Below are 17,687 nucleotides of genomic sequence, written 5' to 3'. Positions count from 1 at the left end.
TTAAGGTTGTCAATGATTATTTTGTTGTCAAAAGAAAAGAATAGCTTTATATTTAATTGATAATGATAATCAATTGCATGCGAGTGAAGAGGAGTGAATGTTTATGGATAATCAGGAATTGTTTGATGTCACGATCATCGGAGGAGGCCCTGCAGGGCTTTATTCTGCTTTCTATAGCGGCTTGAGAGAAATGAAAACAAAGATTATTGAGTATCAGCCACAGCTTGGCGGCAAAGTGCATGTCTACCCGGAAAAGATGATCTGGGACGTTGGCGGTCATACGCCTCTGCCTGGCGCAAAGCTGATCGAGAAACTTGTCGAACAAGGATTAACCTTCTCGCCGGAGGTTGTCTTAAGTGAGAAAGTCGAGTCGATCCGGCGCAATGAAGAGGGGATCTTTGAACTACTCACTGCATCCGGCGTAAAGCATTTGTCGAAAACAGTTATAGTCGCAGTAGGCGGGGGCATTCTCAATCCCAAAAGGCTGGAAATCGAGGGCGCGGAGCGGTATGAGGTATCTAATTTGAACTATACGGTAAAGTCCCTTGGGCGCTTTAAGGGTAAAACGGTCGTCATCTCTGGCGGCGGCAATTCAGCCGTTGACTGGGCTAATGAGCTGGAGCCTGTGGCTGGAAAGGTCTATTTAACGTATCGCAAGGATGCGCTCTCCGGTCATGAAGCTCAAGTGAAGCAGCTTTTGGAAAGTTCCGTGCAATGTATTTTCAATTCGTCCATTTCTAAATTAATTGCCGGCGCAAATCACGAAACGATAGAGCATGTACAGATTGAGAACCACGAAACGGGTGAAATTTCGTATTTGGAAATTGATGAAGTCATCATTAATCACGGCTACGAGCGGGATACGACTTTACTTCAAAATAGCGAAGTGAAGATCGAGATCGTAGACGATTATTATATTAAAGGCAGCGCAGCGAGCGAATCTTCTATCGAGGGAATTTATGCAGCTGGCGATATTCTCAATCATGAGGGGAAAGTTCATCTGATCGCCGGAGCCTTCCATGATGCAGCGAATGCTGTAAATAAAGCGAAACAATACATACAGCCAGGCGCCTACAAGTATGCTATGGTTTCTTCGCATAATGAAGTTTTCAAAGAACGAAATCGGGAATTAGTGAAGCAAATGTTCAGCTAGGCAGGAGAGCAGGACTTCGAATTGTCAAAGAACGAGTGAACCATGCAATATCTGAGAAAGATACAGGCAAGGCCCATGTTTACAAATTTTTCCTAACAAAAGACGACAAGATTCCTTGGTATTCCCGAAAAAGACTATAATCTTGCTCCCCTCACTTCGACAGCTATTCCAAGCGGAGTGTTGTACTATTTTAGTACATACATCTAGGAGGTGCAGTGGTTGATAGATAAGCATATTAAGAGCAGAGCAGTCATGTTCGTAAAAAGTGAAATGGAGCGGGTTGTGAGGGATTTGGAAAGTGGGATCATCACTAGGGATCAAGCCATTGGCAGTTTGAATACACTTTTCAATATCGCTTCAGGGATTGAGGATACGATGCAAATGCAAATGATTTGCAGAATGATTTCCTACATACGAACGACAAGTTTTTACGGTCAAATCAAGAAGATGTATGCGAATAAAATGTTTCATGATCAGCCAACCGCAGCGCCTGTGCAAGTACCTGTAGCTGAAGAGATAGCAGCCACTTCTATGAAAATCCTCGAGAAGATCGTTCGATAAGCATGTTAGGGGTTCTACATAAAAAAGCCTTCAATCCAACGGTAGAAATGGAATGAAGGCTTTTTGACATTCCGTTCGGTCTTTAGTTGTTCGTTGGTTGGTCAGTGAAAATGTGGAACCCTACGCCAAACTTGTCGACGACTTGGCCATATGCAGGGCTGAAGTGGGATTCTGACAGTGGGATGATGACGCGTCCGCCATCTTCCAGTGCATGGTAGATCGCTTTGGATTTCTCAACATCCTTGATCGAAATGCAAATGGTAACATTGGCACCCTTCTGAATAGGTTGTCCAGGGAAGGCGTCGGACAGCATCAGACGCGTATCGCCTACCATCAGCATCGCATGTCCGATAAGTTCATTTGCTTCTGAAGGGAGAGGGTAGTCAGGATTTGCAGGCATTTCGCCAAATGTTTGTACGAAAACTTGCTGGGCACCTAATGCCTTCTCATAGAATTGGATGGCTTCCTTAGCGTTTCCTTCCATAACTAAATAAGGGTCTAAGCGTAATGTCATCAACCTTCAGCTCCTTGGGTTAAATTTGATTAGGGTCATTGTTAAAAAAACCTTACCTCTTATTATTAACACAAAACGCGACAAAAATAAAGAACATACGTTCGATTTATTTGTAAATCTTTCATGAAACACTGGAAGCTCACTCCTCTTGTGTTCAAGGACGATTTTTGGCACAATAATAAGTAGATGGTAAGCTTCGGCTGTTTCATAGAATTTGGACTGTAAGTGAAAGTCTTGAAAAGAGGATAACACATGAATAAAGGATCCATATATGGATTAACGTTTGATCAATTAGTGGCTTGGCTCGCTGAAAAAGGCTTCAAAAAGTCGCGAGCTTTACTTGTATGGGATTGGCTTTATCGGAAGCGGGTAACCTCGTTCTCGGAGATGACGGATGTTAAACAGGACTGCCTTCAGGTGCTGGAGGATCATTTCGCCATCCAAACCTTGACGGAGCATCTGAAACAAGAGTCAGCGGACGGGACAATCAAATTCCTGTTTAAATTGATGGACGGCAACCTGATCGAAACCGTGCTGATGCGGCATAAATACGGGCTGTCCGTATGTGTAACAACACAAGTTGGCTGCAATATCGGATGCAGCTTCTGTGCCAGCGGTCTGCTGGCTAAGAGCCGTGATCTGACTAGCGCAGAAATCGTGGAACAAATTATGAAGGTTCAGCTTCATTTGGACGGCAAGGGCGCGAATGAGCACGTTAGCCATATTGTGGTGATGGGAATTGGCGAGCCTTTCGATAATTTCAAGAACATGGTCGATTTCATCCGCGTCGTGAAGGATCAGAAGGGTCTTGATATTGCCGCTAGACATATCACGGTTTCCACAAGTGGTCTTGCTGATAAAATCAGAGAATTCGCGGATTCCGATTTGAAGACGAACCTCGCGATTTCCTTGCATGCCCCGACGAACGAGCTTCGGACGCGGATTATGAAAATTAATAAAGCGATTCCGATTGAAAAGTTGATGAGTTCGATTGGGTACTATCTGGAGAAAACAAACCGGAGAATTACGATCGAGTACATTTTGCTGAAAGACGTGAATGACGGCAAGGAGCATGCGATCCAGCTGGCTGAGCTGATTCAGCACATCCGCCAACTCGCTAATGTGAATCTTATCCCGTACAATCCAGTGGATGAGCATAGCCAGTACCAACGGAGCGAGCGCGAGTCCGTGCGGGCTTTCTATGATACGCTCAAAAAGCAAGGCATTTCCTGCAGTGTCCGTCTTGAACACGGAACCGATATTGATGCCGCTTGTGGACAATTACGCAGTAAACAGATCAAGAAATCTACAGAGGATAACTTGGTTGCTCAATAAAAAAGAACCTTCCAGGCCACAATTTCGTGGTTTGGAAGGTTTTTTTCAATACTTGCTAGTTTCCCGACCGCGCATAAACATCAAGGCCAAACCGGCAACAATGAGCAGAGCGGCGAAGATAGGCTGATTGTGGAAAATGCCGGAGAAGAGCGATCCGATCGAGAAAATCGCAAAGAACAAGAGGGACAATACGGTCAAAATGTTGATCGGAATAAGCAGCCATTTGTTGCGTCCTCCGAACCAATACAGCTCGAACAAACCGACGGCGACCGCAAGCATAAAGCCAGGCCACATGAGATGCCAAATGTCGAACAGCATGGATATTTGGCAAACGACCCCTGCTGTAAGCAGAATGCCGCCTGGCACTAGCACTCCTACGCCTCTGCGATGCATGATGAAGAAGTACAGCCAATGAAAGAACACACCGACGGGAATGACGAAAAAGGTTGGCCAGAAGTATTCGAAAATGGTGCCTGTGCTGAACGTGATTTCCCCTTTTAGAAACAGGAAGATGCCTAAAAGAATCAAGATCGGGCCAAGAAAAGCGCTGCGGTTCATATTCACTATTTTCACTCCTATTGGATTATTCATTACATCTAGCATATCACGGTGCAAGAAGCGCGTCCTCTTGCTTAGGTATAGGAACTTCTCGGTCTCCAGACTGATTTTGACCCACCGAATTTCTACATGGTAACTTCATGCCGGAGCTTCCTCCCTCTTTTATGAATGAAAACGCTCGAGCGTACACAATATAACGAGCTGTTTCCAATTTATATGAAAAGGAGAATTTACCTATGCAAGGCAAGTTGATCAAGTTAACGCTGCTGTCTCTCTCTATTGCTTTCAGTGGATTCGGCGAAAAGCGGGAATACGGCTGAGTTCGACAAAGTTAACAAAGAGTGGTACCGCAACGCTGATGATATCGCCACCTTTTTTAGCAAAGCTAATCCGAATTGGCCGATGAAAAAGATGCAGGATTTAATGTATGTTCATCTACAAATGCTGACGGAAGATGTAAAGCCATGCTGGCTAAGGACTGGGAAGCTGATTTCCTGTGGTTAGATAAAGGCGCGAATCATCTTACGATGATCGCCGATGTGTTGACAGACGGCATGATCAAGCAATTTCCGCAAAAGTTTAAGTAGAAAGTGAAAAAGGGACTGTTCCGAAGGTCATTTCAGACTTTCAGAGACAGTCCCTTTGATTTAGAAAAACTTCACGAGCTGATCTTTGATCTCCTCATTCGAACCGCCGACAACCGTTTGGAACTGCGGTTTGTCGAATAGAGCTTGAATTTGCTGCGGGTAGGTTTGCTCAATACCGCGCAAACGGATCGACTCATCGAATTTTGCCGGATGAGCGGTGGAAAGGGCGACCGTTACCTCGCTGTCCGCTGCGATACGGTCGGCAGCAGCTACACCGCACGCTGTATGCGGATCAAGCAAATAGCCATACTCCTTGTAATAGGAGCTGATTGTATCCAAACACTCCTCGTTCTGTACGCCGTACGCGGCGAAATCCGCTTGCACGGCTTGCAGCTTGTCGGCAGGAATCACAATGCGGCCTTCGGCTTTGAACTGCGCCATCAGGGTGGTCACGGCTTCTGAATCTTCGCCGTATAAGTAGAACAGGTAGCGCTCGAAGTTGCTGGCTACTTGAATGTCCATGGATGGGCTGTACGTGCCGCGGAAAGCTCCCGGCTGGTACACGCCTTCCTTCACGAAGCGCTCAAGGATGTTGTTTTCATTCGTCGCAAGAATGAGCTTATGAATAGGAAGGCCCATCTTCTGAGCGAGATAACCGGCGAAAATATCGCCAAAGTTGCCAGTCGGCACGCTAAAGTTAACTTTAGCGCCTGCATCCCTAGCTGCAACTTGGAAGTACGCATAGAAGTAGTAGACCGTTTGCGCTAAAATGCGGGCAATGTTGATGGAGTTAATTGCGCGCAAGTGGTAGCGATGCTTGAATTCAACGTCGGCGAACAGCTCTTTGATAATGCGTTGGCAGTCATCGAAAGTACCTTCAACGGACAAATTCAGCACATTTTCGCTATCCACCGTTGTCATTTGCAGCTCCTGCACGCGGCTTACCTTCTGGTGCGGGTGAAGAATACAAATGCGGATGCCTTCTTTGCCGCGCACACCTTCAATCGCAGAAGCTCCGGTATCACCGGAAGTTGCGCCGAGGATGTGGATAATCGAGTTCGTCTTGCGGGAGACATACCCGTACAGATTGCCCAGGAATTGCAGCGCGATGTCCTTGAAAGCAAACGTTGGGCCGTGGAACAATTCCAGCACATAAGTGTCATCGTTCAGGCGTTTAACAGGCGTTACAGCTTCATCACGGAACGTGCCGTAGCTGTCCTCAACGAGCTGTTTCAGCTCTGCGCGCGGGATTTCGTTTTCAATAAATAGGGAGAAAATTTCAAGAGCCAGCTCCGAGTAGGAGAGGTTTTGCCACTTCTGGAGCGTGTCTGCGGATAGTTGCGGGATCGTTTTGGGAACAAGCAAACCACCGTCGTTCGCCAATCCCATCAGGATGGCATCGATAAAACCGAGGGGTTCTACTTTTCCGCGTGTGCTAATGTATTCCATATTAGTCCCCTTATTCGAATGAATTTTCAGTTATTGTATCAAAAAACGAATCATTTGGACAGTGCGATCAGCCATGTTAAACAAAGAAACCTCCCATTTAGTATGGAAGATTTCAGCTTTTTACAAAAAATTATTCTTCTTTATCCGCAACAACGATTTTCCAAGCAGTACCGATAGGCGGCAGGCTCTTCGTCAAGGCAGGTCCGTAGAATCCAATGACATTCGCACCTTTTACTAGCTTCGATGTCGCAACTTTGCTCCCGTTCTTGTCTACGATGGCCGTAGCTTTCGTCAAAATCAGCACAACTTCACTTGGAGAAGATTCAGTTAAGCCCTCGCCTTTTACAAGGATTCGCAGATCATCCTTATTTTCGCTGCGCACTTCTTCAATCCTACCCGCCGTTCCCATCAGATCCTTTTGTATTTTTGCATCCAGAACCGTTACTTTAGACGTTGGCGTTTGCGGTGGCAGGCTCATCGTCATCACCATGGAATGTTCAGCCAAAACGGTTAAGCCTACGTGCAAATCGGCAAGACTAAGCTTAGTGCCGTCAGCCATTTGAAAGACTGTATCTTTGTCGACATTAAGAACAAGACCGTCTGTGCCAACACCTTGTATGTGGATTAATGCATGATCACCGTCCATGCGAATGGAAGTGATGACGCCTGTTGCTTGCAATTTTTTGGCTTCTTCTTTCATGGAGAACGAGACGGTATGGTTACCATTCATCAAAGCTGTAGCATATGTATCGCTACGCACACCGTAAGCTGTACCCGCAGTGATCATGGCAGATAGCGACAGAATGGCAAAACTTTTTTTCATAACAGGATTCATGGAAGGACTTCCTTTCTAGATGTAGAGTTGTCCTTAGGTTGCCCTTCTTACATAAAAAAATTTCCAAAATGTTGCAGGCACAGGAAAGTTTGATTAAATCGAACTTCCTCATGGACTTCATTCGAGCGAAACTATAGAATCAATTTATGTGTGTAACAATGGAAAGAGGTGGAATTCTTGTCTTTTATCATCAAGCTTCAGTGGTTTTTCAAAGAAAGATGGAAATATTATGCGCTGGCGATCGGTCTGTTAGTAGGTGTCAATTTATTGACGACTATCCCGCCTAAAATGATAGGAAATACAATTGACCATATCCGCAGCGGGAATTTGTCCGCTACTGCGCTCAACCATACGGTCCTTTTGCTTATAGGCCTTGCTGTGCTGCTATACATAATGGCGTATGTGTGGATCACGACGTTATTCGGCAACTCGGCTTTGGTTGAAAAGGTGCTTCGCGGCCGCTTGCTTGCACATTTGTCGAAAATGACGCCGGCGTTCTTTCAACGCAACAGCACAGGCCAGCTAATGGCGCTGGCAACGAATGACGTGCTGGCGATCGGTCAAACATCGGGGTATGGCGTAATGACGCTGGTGTCCACGTTAGTAGGGGCAACGGTTGTTATTGTCATGATGGTTTCCCTCATCTCTTTTAAATTGATGATTGCGGCGCTGATTCCGCTGCCATTCCTAGCTTTTGTGATCAGTAAATTGGGTCAAAAGGTGAGAGTGCGCTTCCTCGCGGCACAAGCTTCCTTCGGCAAAATGAACGATCATGCACTGGAATCGATTTCAGGCATTCGCGTAATTCGATCGTATGTACAGGAAGATCATGATCTAAAAGCCTTTGATCAAGTCACATCCGAAGTGATGAATAAGAACAAGCGCGTATCGATGCTCAATGCGCTTTTTCAGCCGTTAACTTCCCTCATTGTAGGCTTGAGTTATTCCATTGGAATCGGATATGGTTCTTATCTGGTGTTTCATCATGAGATTTCACTGGGGCAGCTCGTTTCGTTCAACATTTATCTGGGGATGCTGATTTGGCCGATGATTTCCTTTGGCGAGTTTATTAATGTCTTGCAGCGCGGCAGCGCCTCCGCTGACCGACTGGATACGGCCCTGACACAGAAAGCTGATATCGTAGATGTGGATAATCCGGTAGCGGTGAGTGTGCCTAATCGGATCGAAATGAAGGATCTCAGCTTTACTTATCCGACTGCAAATCACCCAAGCCTGGTACATGTGTCTTTCGAGCTGGTGCGGGGCCAAACCTTAGGCATTGTAGGCCGTACGGGAAGCGGCAAAAGCACGCTGCTCAAGCAGCTGCTGCGGCAGTACCCAATCCCTCCTGAGAAGCTGTTGATCTCCGATGTACCGATTGAGCAAATCGCGATTGATCGGGTGAAAAGTTGGGTTGCCTATGTTCCGCAGGAGCATTTGCTGCTGTCCAAGTCGATCCGCGACAACATCGCGCTCGGCAAACATGACGCTCCCGCAGATGAGATTGCTAGAGCGGTCGAGATGGCATCTTTTACCCAGGATATTGAGCAAATGCCGGAAGGTCTTGCTACCATCGTCGGTGAGAACGGCGTCATGTTGTCTGGCGGGCAGAAGCAGCGCTTGGCGATTGCCAGAGCCCTGCTCATCGATTCCGAGATCCTTCTGCTGGATGACTCCTTATCCGCGGTAGATGCCCGGACGGAAAGCCGCATCCTGCAGAATATCCGCAAGGAGCGGGCAGGTAAAACGACATTGATCTCGACCCATCGGTTATCCGCGGTAAGCCATGCGAATTGGATTCTCGTTCTGGACGAGGGACGGATTATTGAAGAAGGAACACACGAACAGCTGATGCAGTTTGGCGGTTGGTACCGGGAACAGTGGGACCGTCAGCAGATGGAAGCAAGTTTAGATGAATAATGGCAGAAGGGAGGGGAACACGATGAATCAACCATCAACGGCAAGAAGGCTCGTCTCATACGCGCTTGTCTATAAATTCAGGATTATCGGTGCGCTGCTCATTTTATGTTGTGCGGTAAGCGCCGAACTTGCAGGACCCTACATTACAAAAACAATCATCGACCAGCATCTTTCCGTAGATACAAGTCAGATGTCCTCTGTGCTGAAACTGATTGGTCTCTATATGGGGCTGCTTTTAGTAGCAAGTATTTGCAACTATTCTCAGGCTTATTTATTCCAGTCCACGGCGCTTCAAATCATCAAAAACATGCGTATGGACTTAATGCAGCACATCCAGCGCATCGCACTTCGTTATTTCGACAACACGCCAATCGGTCAGGTGGTGTCGAGAATTGCCAACGATACGGAGGCGATACGCGACTTATTCATGAGCTTCATGGCGACGTTTGTCGTCAGTACGATGCAGCTTATCGGGATTTTCGTCGCCTTATTTATTCTGGATTGGCACTTGGCTGTGTATTGTTTGGTGCTGCCGCCAATTTTCGCTCTCATTATGAAGATTCACTTGAAATATTCCAAAGTGTTCATCACCATCATGCGTGCAAGGCTTAGTGACATGAACGCAATGATTAACGAATCGATCGTCGTCATGCCGATTATTCAGGCTTTTCGCCGCGAGAAGGTGACTTTGGACGAATTTGAAGTGTTGAATCAGGACCGTTATGTGAACCAATTGAAGCAGTTCCGCGTTTTTTCCTTGTCCTCCCGTAACATTGTAGGTACTATCGGGAGCTTGGTGACGGCCATGGTCATTTGGTATTTTGGCCGGGAGTCTTTGCAAGCGGCTATTTCCTTTGGGGTGTTTTATGCGTTTATCGATTATCTGGGGCGGATTTTTCAACCGATTATCGGGATTTTCGATCAGCTGACGAATGCGCAAAGGGCCTTTGTATCCGCAGATAAAGTGTTCGCTATCATGGATATGGAAGGTCAGGATGTTGAGAAAACAGATAAGGTGAGCCGTCCGGAAGGAATTGTGAAGTTTGATCAAGTGACCTTTGCCTACAAAGAAGGGGAAAATGTACTGAAACAAATCTCCTTCGAGGCTCGCAAAGGGGAAACGATCGCTCTTGTTGGCCATACAGGCTCGGGCAAAAGCTCGATTATGAACCTGCTGCTTGGTTTTTATGAACCCAATGAAGGCAGTATCACTATAGATGGGCGTGACATCCGGTCGATGTCCAAGCAGGCGCTGCGGAAACATATGGGCATCGTGCTGCAGGATCCATTCTTATTTGCAGGGGATATTAAGTTTAATGTAAGCCTCTATAATGAGGAGATTTCGATCGATCGGGTTAAAAGCGCACTGAAAGATGTCGGCGCAGCACCTTTCATCGAGCAGCTGCCTCATGGTTATGATGAGCAGGTTGTGGAGCGGGGCAGCACGTTGTCCTCCGGACAGCGGCAGCTCATCTCCTTCGCGCGAGCGCTCGCCTTCGACCCGTCCATCCTTATATTGGACGAAGCGACAGCGAGCATCGACAGCGAGACCGAAGGGCTGATCCAGCAGGCGCTGAAGGTTGTCAGCGAAGGGCGCACGACACTCGTCATCGCGCACAGACTGTCTACGATCCGGGATGCGGATCAGATTCTTGTGCTGCACCGCGGGGAGATCGCAGAGCGCGGCAATCACGATGAGCTGATGGCGCTGAATGGCCGGTACGCGAAGATGTACCAGCTGCAGAAGGGCGAGTCGGCTGTGGTGGGTTAGGAATGGTATAAGCCCCCTCTTTCTTAGGAAGAGGGGGTGTCTGTTGTCAAAGTGGTGGAGCATGGAGCTAATTAGAAGAATAGCAGCATCGGAGTCCGTTAGAGTAGGGTGAGCCGTCCATCAAACAACAAATTTTAAAAACAGGTGTTGACATTTATCTTAAATTAAAGTATCTTTAAATCAAGACATGAAGCACAAACAAAAACAACAACGAAATGAGGTGAACCTAATGAGCGAAATGCGAAATGATTCCTTGGATCTCTACATCGCACTTTCCAGAGCAAGTGAGTGGGTCAATGCACACGGCGACCGCGACATCCGCAAGCATGGATTAAACCGGACCGAATTCGGCGTACTGGAGCTTCTATATCACAAAGGGGCACAGCCTATCCAACAAATCGGCTCCAAAGTGCTGATGAGCAGTGGAAATATCACCTACGTGGTCGATAAGCTGGAGAAGAAAGAGTTTGTTGTACGCCGGACATCCACGGAAGACCGAAGACTTGTTTTTGCGGAAATTACGGTTAAGGGCAAGCAGTTTATTGAAGAAGTTTTTCCTAAGCATATCGAAGTGATTGAGAACGCTGTGGCTGGACTGACTGCCGAAGAGAAAAGGATGGCTAGTCAATTGTTAAAAAAGCTCGGCAAGTTCGCCCAAGACGGTTTCAAATAGAGAAGTAGTTTGTCCTCAAAGATGAGGCGTAACTACTTTACCTTTTACCAAATATCTTAAATTAAAGATTCTTAAATTTGAAATGGAGATGATCGTGATGAGTATCGCATTAGGATTGTTGTTGATTCGCTTGGTAGTGGGGCTCAGCTTCATGGCCCATGGCTCTCAGAAATTGTTTGGCTGGTTCGGGGGTTACGGTCCGAAAGGAACGGGCGGTTGGATGGAGTCCATTGGCATTAAGCCTGGCGTCGCAATGGCGGTTCTGGCTGGTCTGATGGAGTTTGCAGGCGGTTTATTGTTCGCCGCGGGCTTGGGCACTGTGTTTGCTTCCTTGCTGATTGCATTGACGATGGTGATGGCGATTGCCAAAGTGCATGGCAAAAACGGCTACTGGAACACATCAGGCGGTTACGAGTACAATTTACTGCTGCTTGTAGTTGTTATAGGTGTAGCACTAACCGGCGCTGGCGCCTACTCCATTGATGCATTATTATTCTAAGATTCTTTCTTCAAAGGGCAGGACATAACTAAAACTAACGGATTAAACTAATAAAGAGGAGTGTTTTCAAATGACAAAACAACAAACAGCAGGTATTCACCATATAACAGCTTTCGTTCAAAGCGCACAAGGAACTGTAGATTTCTACGCGGGTATTCTGGGATTACGTCTGGTCAAAAAAACAATCAACTTCGACGCACCTGAAGTGTACCATCTCTATTTCGGCGATGAGCACGGTAGTCCAGGGACCATCATCACATTCTTCCCTTGGGCCGGTTCCCGCAAAGGGCGTATCGGCGGCGGCCAAGTAGGTATCACGACATATGCGGTCCCTGCAGGCAGTCTTGCCTTCTGGGAAGCACGTCTGAACCAATTCGGCGTATCCTTTGAGAAAACAGAAAGATTCCATGAGACCTATCTGCAATTCGAAGATCACGACGGCTTGAAATTGGAAATCGTTGAGCGTGAGCAAGGAGCTCCTAGCACATGGTCATTTGGCGGCGTTCCTGCAGACAAAGCGATCAAAGGCTTCGGTGGTGCTATTCTCTACAGTACGGCTCCGGACAAAACATCGCAGCTGCTCGAGCAGGTTATGGGGCTTGAGAAAGTTGGGCAAGAAGGTGCTTATGCCCGATTCAAATCCTTTGGCGATATTGGGAATATCATCGACATTCTTGTGAATCCAATGCCATATGGAGCAGGCGGAGCGGGTACGGTCCACCACATCGCATGGCGGGCAAAAGATGATGCTGAGCATGAACTATGGAGAAATCATGTGCAGAACAGCGGGTACCACCCTACGCCGATTGTAGACCGTCAATATTTTAACGCGATCTACTTCCGTGAAGAAGGCGGCATTCTGTTCGAAATCGCGACAGATCCTCCAGGTTTCGCAAGAGACGAAGCTCCTGAGGCGCTTGGCGAGAAAATCATGCTGCCGGAATGGTTCGAAGCGAACCGTGCCCAAATCGAGCGCAACCTGCCGCCGATCGCGGTGCGTGAATTGGAGGGGAACAGACAATGAGACATATTTTCCAACAAGGAACAGACGTAACGGCTCCGGTGCTCGTGCTCTTGCACGGGACCGGCGGCACCGAGCGCGATCTTTTGCCGCTGGCCCAAGCTATCTCCCCGGCTTCATCCGTCTTAAGCATCAGAGGTAATGTGCTTGAGAATGGGATGCCGCGGTTCTTCCGCCGACTTGCGGAAGGTATTTTCGATGAGGAGGACCTCATCTTCCGCACCAAAGAGCTGAACGACTTCTTAGACGAAGCTGCCGTAGAGCATGGTTTTGACCGCCGAAATATGGTGGCCATCGGCTACTCCAATGGCGCCAATATTGCGGGCAGCCTGTTGTTCCACTACCCGGATGCGCTCCGTGGCGCGATCCTGCATCATCCGATGGTGCCGCGGCGCGGCATCCAGCTTCCGGATTTGACGGACACTCCCATCTTTATCGGGGCGGGCCGCAATGATCCGATCTGCTCGCCGGAAGAGACCGAGGAGCTGCAGAAGCTGCTAGGCGAGGCGGGGGCCGAAATCGAAGTCCATTGGGAAAATGCCGGACATCAATTGACTCGTTCGGAAGTTGATGCAGCGGGAACTTGGTTTAAGGCAAATTTAACTTAAATAATTAAGAAAAGGGGTGATGTCTGTGATCGCCATCGACCCTTCGAATCAGACCGAACGGGAGAATTACAAGCTGCTGATCGGCAGTATTATTCCCAGACCTATCGCCTTTGTCACGACTCTTTCGACAGAGGACGTCCTTAATGCCGCACCGTTCAGTTACTTCACGATTGTGACGGCGGACCCGCCGATGATCGCCGTGTCGGTGCAGCGGCGACAGGGCGAACGCAAAGATACATCGCGTAATGCCATCGCCAAAGGGGAGTTCGTTGTTCATATCTCTGACGAGTCATATGTCAATGAAATCAATCAAACGGCAGCTGCACTGCCGTCTGATGAAAGCGAAGTGGTGTTAGCTGGCCTGACACCTGTTCCTAGTGTGAAGATAGCTGTACCGGGCATCGCGGAAGCAAGCATTCGGATGGAATGTGTTCTTGAGCGGGCCATACCGCTTGGGGGGACGGAAGACTCTCCTTCTGCGGATTTGCTGATCGGCCGGGTGGTGCATTTTCACATCGCCAATGAGCTGTACGACAAAGGCCATATTGATGCTCAGAAATTGAGGCCTGTTAGCCGGTTGGCCGGCAACTCCTATGCAAAATTGGGAGAGCAGTTTGAGATCGAGCGTCCTGTTTGACGCATGGGGCGAGAAAAGCCATTTGTACCCGCTGGTTGATGGGGGCAGATGGCTTTTTTCTATTCATTTTATGCACCGGAAACCCGATAAATTTAGTATACTTACTAGAGTTACGCAGGGCGGAGGAATGATAGTGAAACGGAAAAATGGGAATAAGCTGCGTTGGATTGGCGCAGTTCTAATGGTCGCGTTGCTGGTTAACTTTTACCAGCCCGCAGCTTATGCATCTACAACAGTGGAACAAGTGATAACAGGCCCGGCTTCGTCCATTTATGGAGAGTCGGTGCCATTAACTTCGGTTGTGGCGGATCGTGCAGCGAACGGTTCTACCCCAACTGGGAACGTAACGTTCTACGATGGGAGCACACTGATCGGGGGACCGCTGGAGCTTGTTGCTTCAGAGCCGGAGGTTGTTTATAAAAGTGCTGGGCTTGCTCCGGTGCAGTCTGGCAAAAAATTAACTTGTTCGGACTGCCCTGTGATTCAGTGGGGTGGGCTTGATTACTGGGCGTACAGCGATACCAATAACAATTTCTATGTGTATTTGTATGCCTTTGATGCGAATAACAATCTGGTAAAGTCCTGGGACTTTTCGGAAAATCGTTACGTGACAGCAATCACAGTAAATAAAGTCGATAAAACAGTTACACTTGTCGGCCAAGATAATGTACTCACGACACGAACTTGGGGAGAGCTTGAAAACTTCAACGCTTACACGGCCATGTCTTTCTCCGGTCTAGCCGTCGGTGAACATACGATAACAGCTAATTATTCAAGCAGTGACGGTATACATGGTGCAAAGACGTCTAGCTTTGTACATACGGTGTCTAAGATTCAAACCAATACGACGTTAAGCTCGAATGCCGGATTCATTTACGTCGGCGAGCCGATCACCTTCACGGCGACAGTCACCAACACAGGCGGCAGTACGGTTATGCCGGGAGGGACGGTTACTTTTAAAGAAGGCAGCAATGTCCTGGGCACTGTGAGTGTCAACGGAAGTGGTGTTGCCAGCTTCACAACGTCGTCGTTGCCGGTTAGCGGGTACTCGGTTACGGCTACTTATGATGGTGATGGGCAGCACCTAAACAGTACGTCAAGCAGTTTGTCGCAATCCGTGCTAGGGATACCGACCGTAGTGACGGTTAGCGCCAGTCCGGGAAGTACAACTTACGGGAATTCGGTAACGTTAACGGCAACCGTGACGAATGGGCAGGCAAGCATTTTTTCACCGACGGGTACCGTGACGTTTAAGGACGGTTCGACAGTGCTGGGCACAGCGACGTTGAATTCGGGAACGGCAACCTGGACGGCCTCCAATTTGGATGTGGGATCCCATTCGATTACAGCGAGTTACGGAGGAAGTCTGACCCATACTGCGAATAGTTCAAGCTCCACGCCAGTGACGATTAATCTGATTCCTACGTCTTCCACATTGACGGTTACAGGAGCGACGGACGCGGCTTCCACCTACGGGACTCCATTGAAGTTAACGGCAACCGTGGCGAATACAAATGGCAGCTCGATTATGCCAGGTGGTACCGTAACATTCAAAGATGGTGCAACCACCTTGGGTACCGCGACACTAAATGCAGGAACGGCTGATTGGACGATGCCGAATCTTTTATCGGCGGGATCCCACTCGTTTAAAGCGGAGTATGGCGGAGATGCCAACCATGCGGTTAGTCTAGCAACTGCAATTGGGCATACGGTAAACAAAGCAAGCACATCAACAACCCTGTCGTCATCGGGCGGGATTTCTGTTGGTGAAACGACGACTTTAACGGCGCAGGTCATAAATACAAGTAATCCTAATATCAAACCTACAGGTACGGTTACGTTCAAAAATAACGGTGAAAGCTTGCAAGTACCGATCTCACTAGACAACAACGGCTCTGCGGTACTTACCACTCATGATCTACCGGTTGGCGATCTCGTCATTACGGCGGAATATAGCGGTGATAGCAATCATGTCACGAGTGTTTCACAGTCAATCACCCAGCCGGTTTCCAAAGCGCCGGTTACGGTTCATCTGTCTGTGACGCCGCAAGTGGGAGAAAGCATCTACGGGCACAAGGTTAGCATAAACGTGCAGGTAGCTAACGCAGGTAGCGGAAGTTCTGTCCCTACGGGGACGGTCACACTTTCGGGTACAGATGGCTTCAGCAATTGGCCGGGGGCTATGACGCTGACGAACGGGACAGCGACTTGGGAGACTGAGCAGCTTGCCGTTGGCACGCACACCGTCCTCGCCAACTACTTGGGGGATGACGAGCATCTTGACGGGGTGTCAACGAGCAGCAGCTTGCAGATCAAGCCGATCCCTGTTACCGTCGTGGTTACCGCTTCAGTAACGGAGGCTGTTTATTACGGAAGTCCAATTACATTTACTGCTCACGTGACGAATACGAATGGAGAATCGCAAATCCCTGGCGGCCATATTGTTTTTAGCGGCGGCAATTTGCTGGATACTCCAATAGATCTTGACGCTACAGGGACTGCTGCAATGACATCTTCAGCGTTGCTGCCCGGCACATACGCCATTCAAGCCGCATACGTTCCTGATTCGGTGCACGAGGAGCGGATTTCAGCCCCGATCACCCAAATCATCAAACCCAATACACAGGGGACTGTACTCATTTTGAATCATCCGAGTGGCATTTTTCAGCTTGGGGAAGCTATTCAATTCTCCGTATCTGTAGGGAACTTGATTGGTGACCTGAATCAACCCGGCTACATTTCATTGAGAGAGTACGGTACTGAACTAGCGAGGGTAACGACAGACGTGTACGGAAACGCCGAAATTAGCTTAACAGGTGTGAGCTCCGGTACACACCGATTCACAGCGCTGTACGAAAGAAGCGGCATCACGGACGGCACGGAGTCCCAAGCAGTAACTGTTGTTGTGCAGCCTGCTTTGGCGCAGCTTGTGCTCACGAGTGATGACTATGGCAAAATGCTGCCAACGACCACGTCGTGGACCGCAGCTGTTGTTCATGGCGCTAGCCCGGCGTTTATCTTTCATGCAGCATCTTCGGAAGAGGGCACTAGCACCACGCTGAAGCGAATGGATCCGCAGAGCGGCGAGCTGGGCGCAGCCATTGCAGTGGCGAACGGACAGAGTGAACCTGTTACTTTCGTGGAAGGACTGAACCGATTCCAAGTCAAAGTAGTGAGCTTGGACGGTACAGCTTCGACCGAACGTATCGTGTCCCTCTTTTATCAAAAAGGGGAGAAGCTTTGGGATATTACCAACGTTCTCGCCGTGACGCCATTGCGCTACGATATGGATGGCAATAGAACGTTCGATAAAGCGGACGTCATCGCGTTATTGAAGTTAATTGAGCCGGTTACCGCGGAATCGCAGCGGCCATAACAGAAAAGGCATACCCTCAGTAGTAACTTCTGGTGGGTATGCCTTTTGTTGTTCTCCGACCGCCGGTGGGAACTGGGGGCCGCTATGCAGGCACATTTGACGATATACAAAGTGCTAGCGGAACTACAGGGTTTTATTTGCCCGCTAAAGCCAGAAAATCAGAGTAATACAGCGAAATAGCGGCACAGGG

At 48.4% G+C, this 17,687-nt stretch carries 16 protein-coding genes; 12 read left to right on the top strand and 4 right to left on the bottom strand.

From position 1 onward, the window contains the following. Positions 1-103 precede the first annotated feature (103 nt). Both PCH02S_RS13960 and PCH02S_RS13955 read left to right on the top strand, forming a co-directional pair. On the top strand, positions 104-1,153 hold the full coding sequence (locus PCH02S_RS13960) for an NAD(P)/FAD-dependent oxidoreductase (RefSeq protein ID WP_127453965.1): 1,050 nt from the start codon (positions 104-106) through the stop codon (positions 1,151-1,153). 219 nt (positions 1,154-1,372) lie between these two features. After that, positions 1,373-1,714: a hypothetical protein gene (locus PCH02S_RS13955; protein WP_127453963.1), complete on the top strand. Its 342-nt coding sequence runs from the start codon at positions 1,373-1,375 to the stop codon at positions 1,712-1,714. An 82-nt stretch (positions 1,715-1,796) separates the two neighbouring features. Here the strand turns inward: PCH02S_RS13955 and PCH02S_RS13950 are convergent, their stop codons facing one another. Further along, the gene (locus PCH02S_RS13950) at positions 1,797-2,228 is read right to left on the bottom strand and encodes a VOC family protein (RefSeq protein WP_127453961.1); all 432 of its coding nucleotides are present in this window, start codon (positions 2,226-2,228) and stop codon (positions 1,797-1,799) included. Positions 2,229-2,480: 252 nt separating this feature from the next. Between PCH02S_RS13950 and rlmN the strand changes: the two genes are divergently transcribed. Continuing rightward, complete coding sequence (rlmN, locus tag PCH02S_RS13945) at positions 2,481-3,563, top strand: 23S rRNA (adenine(2503)-C(2))-methyltransferase RlmN (RefSeq protein ID WP_127453959.1); 1,083 nt, start codon at positions 2,481-2,483, stop codon at positions 3,561-3,563. Positions 3,564-3,608: 45 nt separating this feature from the next. On the opposite strand, the gene PCH02S_RS13940 is transcribed toward rlmN, so the two are convergent. Next, positions 3,609-4,121 (bottom strand): hypothetical protein, encoded by a 513-nt coding sequence (locus PCH02S_RS13940; protein WP_127454112.1) that lies wholly within the window; start codon positions 4,119-4,121, stop codon positions 3,609-3,611. Between the two features lie 464 nt (positions 4,122-4,585). On the opposite strand from PCH02S_RS13940, the gene PCH02S_RS36700 reads away from it, so the two are divergent. Next, a complete protein-coding gene (locus PCH02S_RS36700; RefSeq protein WP_268597368.1) occupies positions 4,586-4,708 on the top strand; it encodes a hypothetical protein in 123 nt (40 codons plus the stop codon). Positions 4,709-4,768: 60 nt separating this feature from the next. Here PCH02S_RS36700 and thrC read toward each other — a convergent pair whose 3' ends face one another. Both thrC and PCH02S_RS13930 read right to left on the bottom strand, forming a co-directional pair. After that, entirely contained in the window at positions 4,769-6,157 is a 1,389-nt protein-coding gene (gene thrC, locus PCH02S_RS13935; protein ID WP_127453957.1) for a threonine synthase, read from the bottom strand. A 130-nt stretch (positions 6,158-6,287) separates the two neighbouring features. Next, positions 6,288-6,992: a hypothetical protein gene (locus PCH02S_RS13930; protein ID WP_127453955.1), complete on the bottom strand. Its 705-nt coding sequence runs from the start codon at positions 6,990-6,992 to the stop codon at positions 6,288-6,290. A 177-nt stretch (positions 6,993-7,169) separates the two neighbouring features. Here PCH02S_RS13930 and PCH02S_RS13925 point away from each other — a divergent pair, with 177 nt between their 5' ends. The 8 genes from PCH02S_RS13925 to PCH02S_RS13890 all read left to right on the top strand — a co-directional run bounded on the left by PCH02S_RS13925 (position 7,170) and on the right by PCH02S_RS13890 (position 17,497). After that, positions 7,170-8,912 carry an ABC transporter ATP-binding protein gene (locus PCH02S_RS13925; RefSeq protein WP_127453953.1) on the top strand — a complete coding sequence of 581 codons (1,743 nt, stop codon included), beginning with the start codon at positions 7,170-7,172 and terminating at the stop codon, positions 8,910-8,912. Positions 8,913-8,934: 22 nt separating this feature from the next. Further along, a complete protein-coding gene (locus PCH02S_RS13920; protein WP_127453951.1) occupies positions 8,935-10,683 on the top strand; it encodes an ABC transporter ATP-binding protein in 1,749 nt (582 codons plus the stop codon). Positions 10,684-10,912: 229 nt separating this feature from the next. Continuing rightward, positions 10,913-11,356 (top strand): MarR family winged helix-turn-helix transcriptional regulator, encoded by a 444-nt coding sequence (locus tag PCH02S_RS13915; protein ID WP_127453949.1) that lies wholly within the window; start codon positions 10,913-10,915, stop codon positions 11,354-11,356. Positions 11,357-11,453: 97 nt separating this feature from the next. Then, entirely contained in the window at positions 11,454-11,855 is a 402-nt protein-coding gene (locus PCH02S_RS13910) for a DoxX family protein (protein ID WP_127453947.1), read from the top strand. Between the two features lie 70 nt (positions 11,856-11,925). Next, entirely contained in the window at positions 11,926-12,879 is a 954-nt protein-coding gene (locus PCH02S_RS13905; protein WP_127453945.1) for a ring-cleaving dioxygenase, read from the top strand. Then, the gene (locus tag PCH02S_RS13900; RefSeq protein WP_127453943.1) at positions 12,876-13,484 is read left to right on the top strand and encodes an alpha/beta hydrolase; all 609 of its coding nucleotides are present in this window, start codon (positions 12,876-12,878) and stop codon (positions 13,482-13,484) included. The genes PCH02S_RS13905 and PCH02S_RS13900 overlap by 4 nt, the downstream gene beginning before the upstream one ends. A gap of 25 nt (positions 13,485-13,509) precedes the next feature. Next, complete coding sequence (locus tag PCH02S_RS13895) at positions 13,510-14,121, top strand: flavin reductase family protein (RefSeq protein ID WP_127453941.1); 612 nt, start codon at positions 13,510-13,512, stop codon at positions 14,119-14,121. A gap of 133 nt (positions 14,122-14,254) precedes the next feature. Then, entirely contained in the window at positions 14,255-17,497 is a 3,243-nt protein-coding gene (locus PCH02S_RS13890) for an Ig-like domain-containing protein (RefSeq protein WP_164819564.1), read from the top strand. The last annotated feature ends 190 nt before the right edge of the window (positions 17,498-17,687 follow it).

The sequence above is a fragment of the Paenibacillus chondroitinus NBRC 15376 genome, from assembly GCF_004000765.1.
Taxonomy (GTDB): Bacteria; Bacillota; Bacilli; order Paenibacillales; family NBRC-103111; genus Paenibacillus_E; species Paenibacillus_E chondroitinus.
This window is presented reverse-complemented; position numbering and strand designations above follow the sequence as displayed.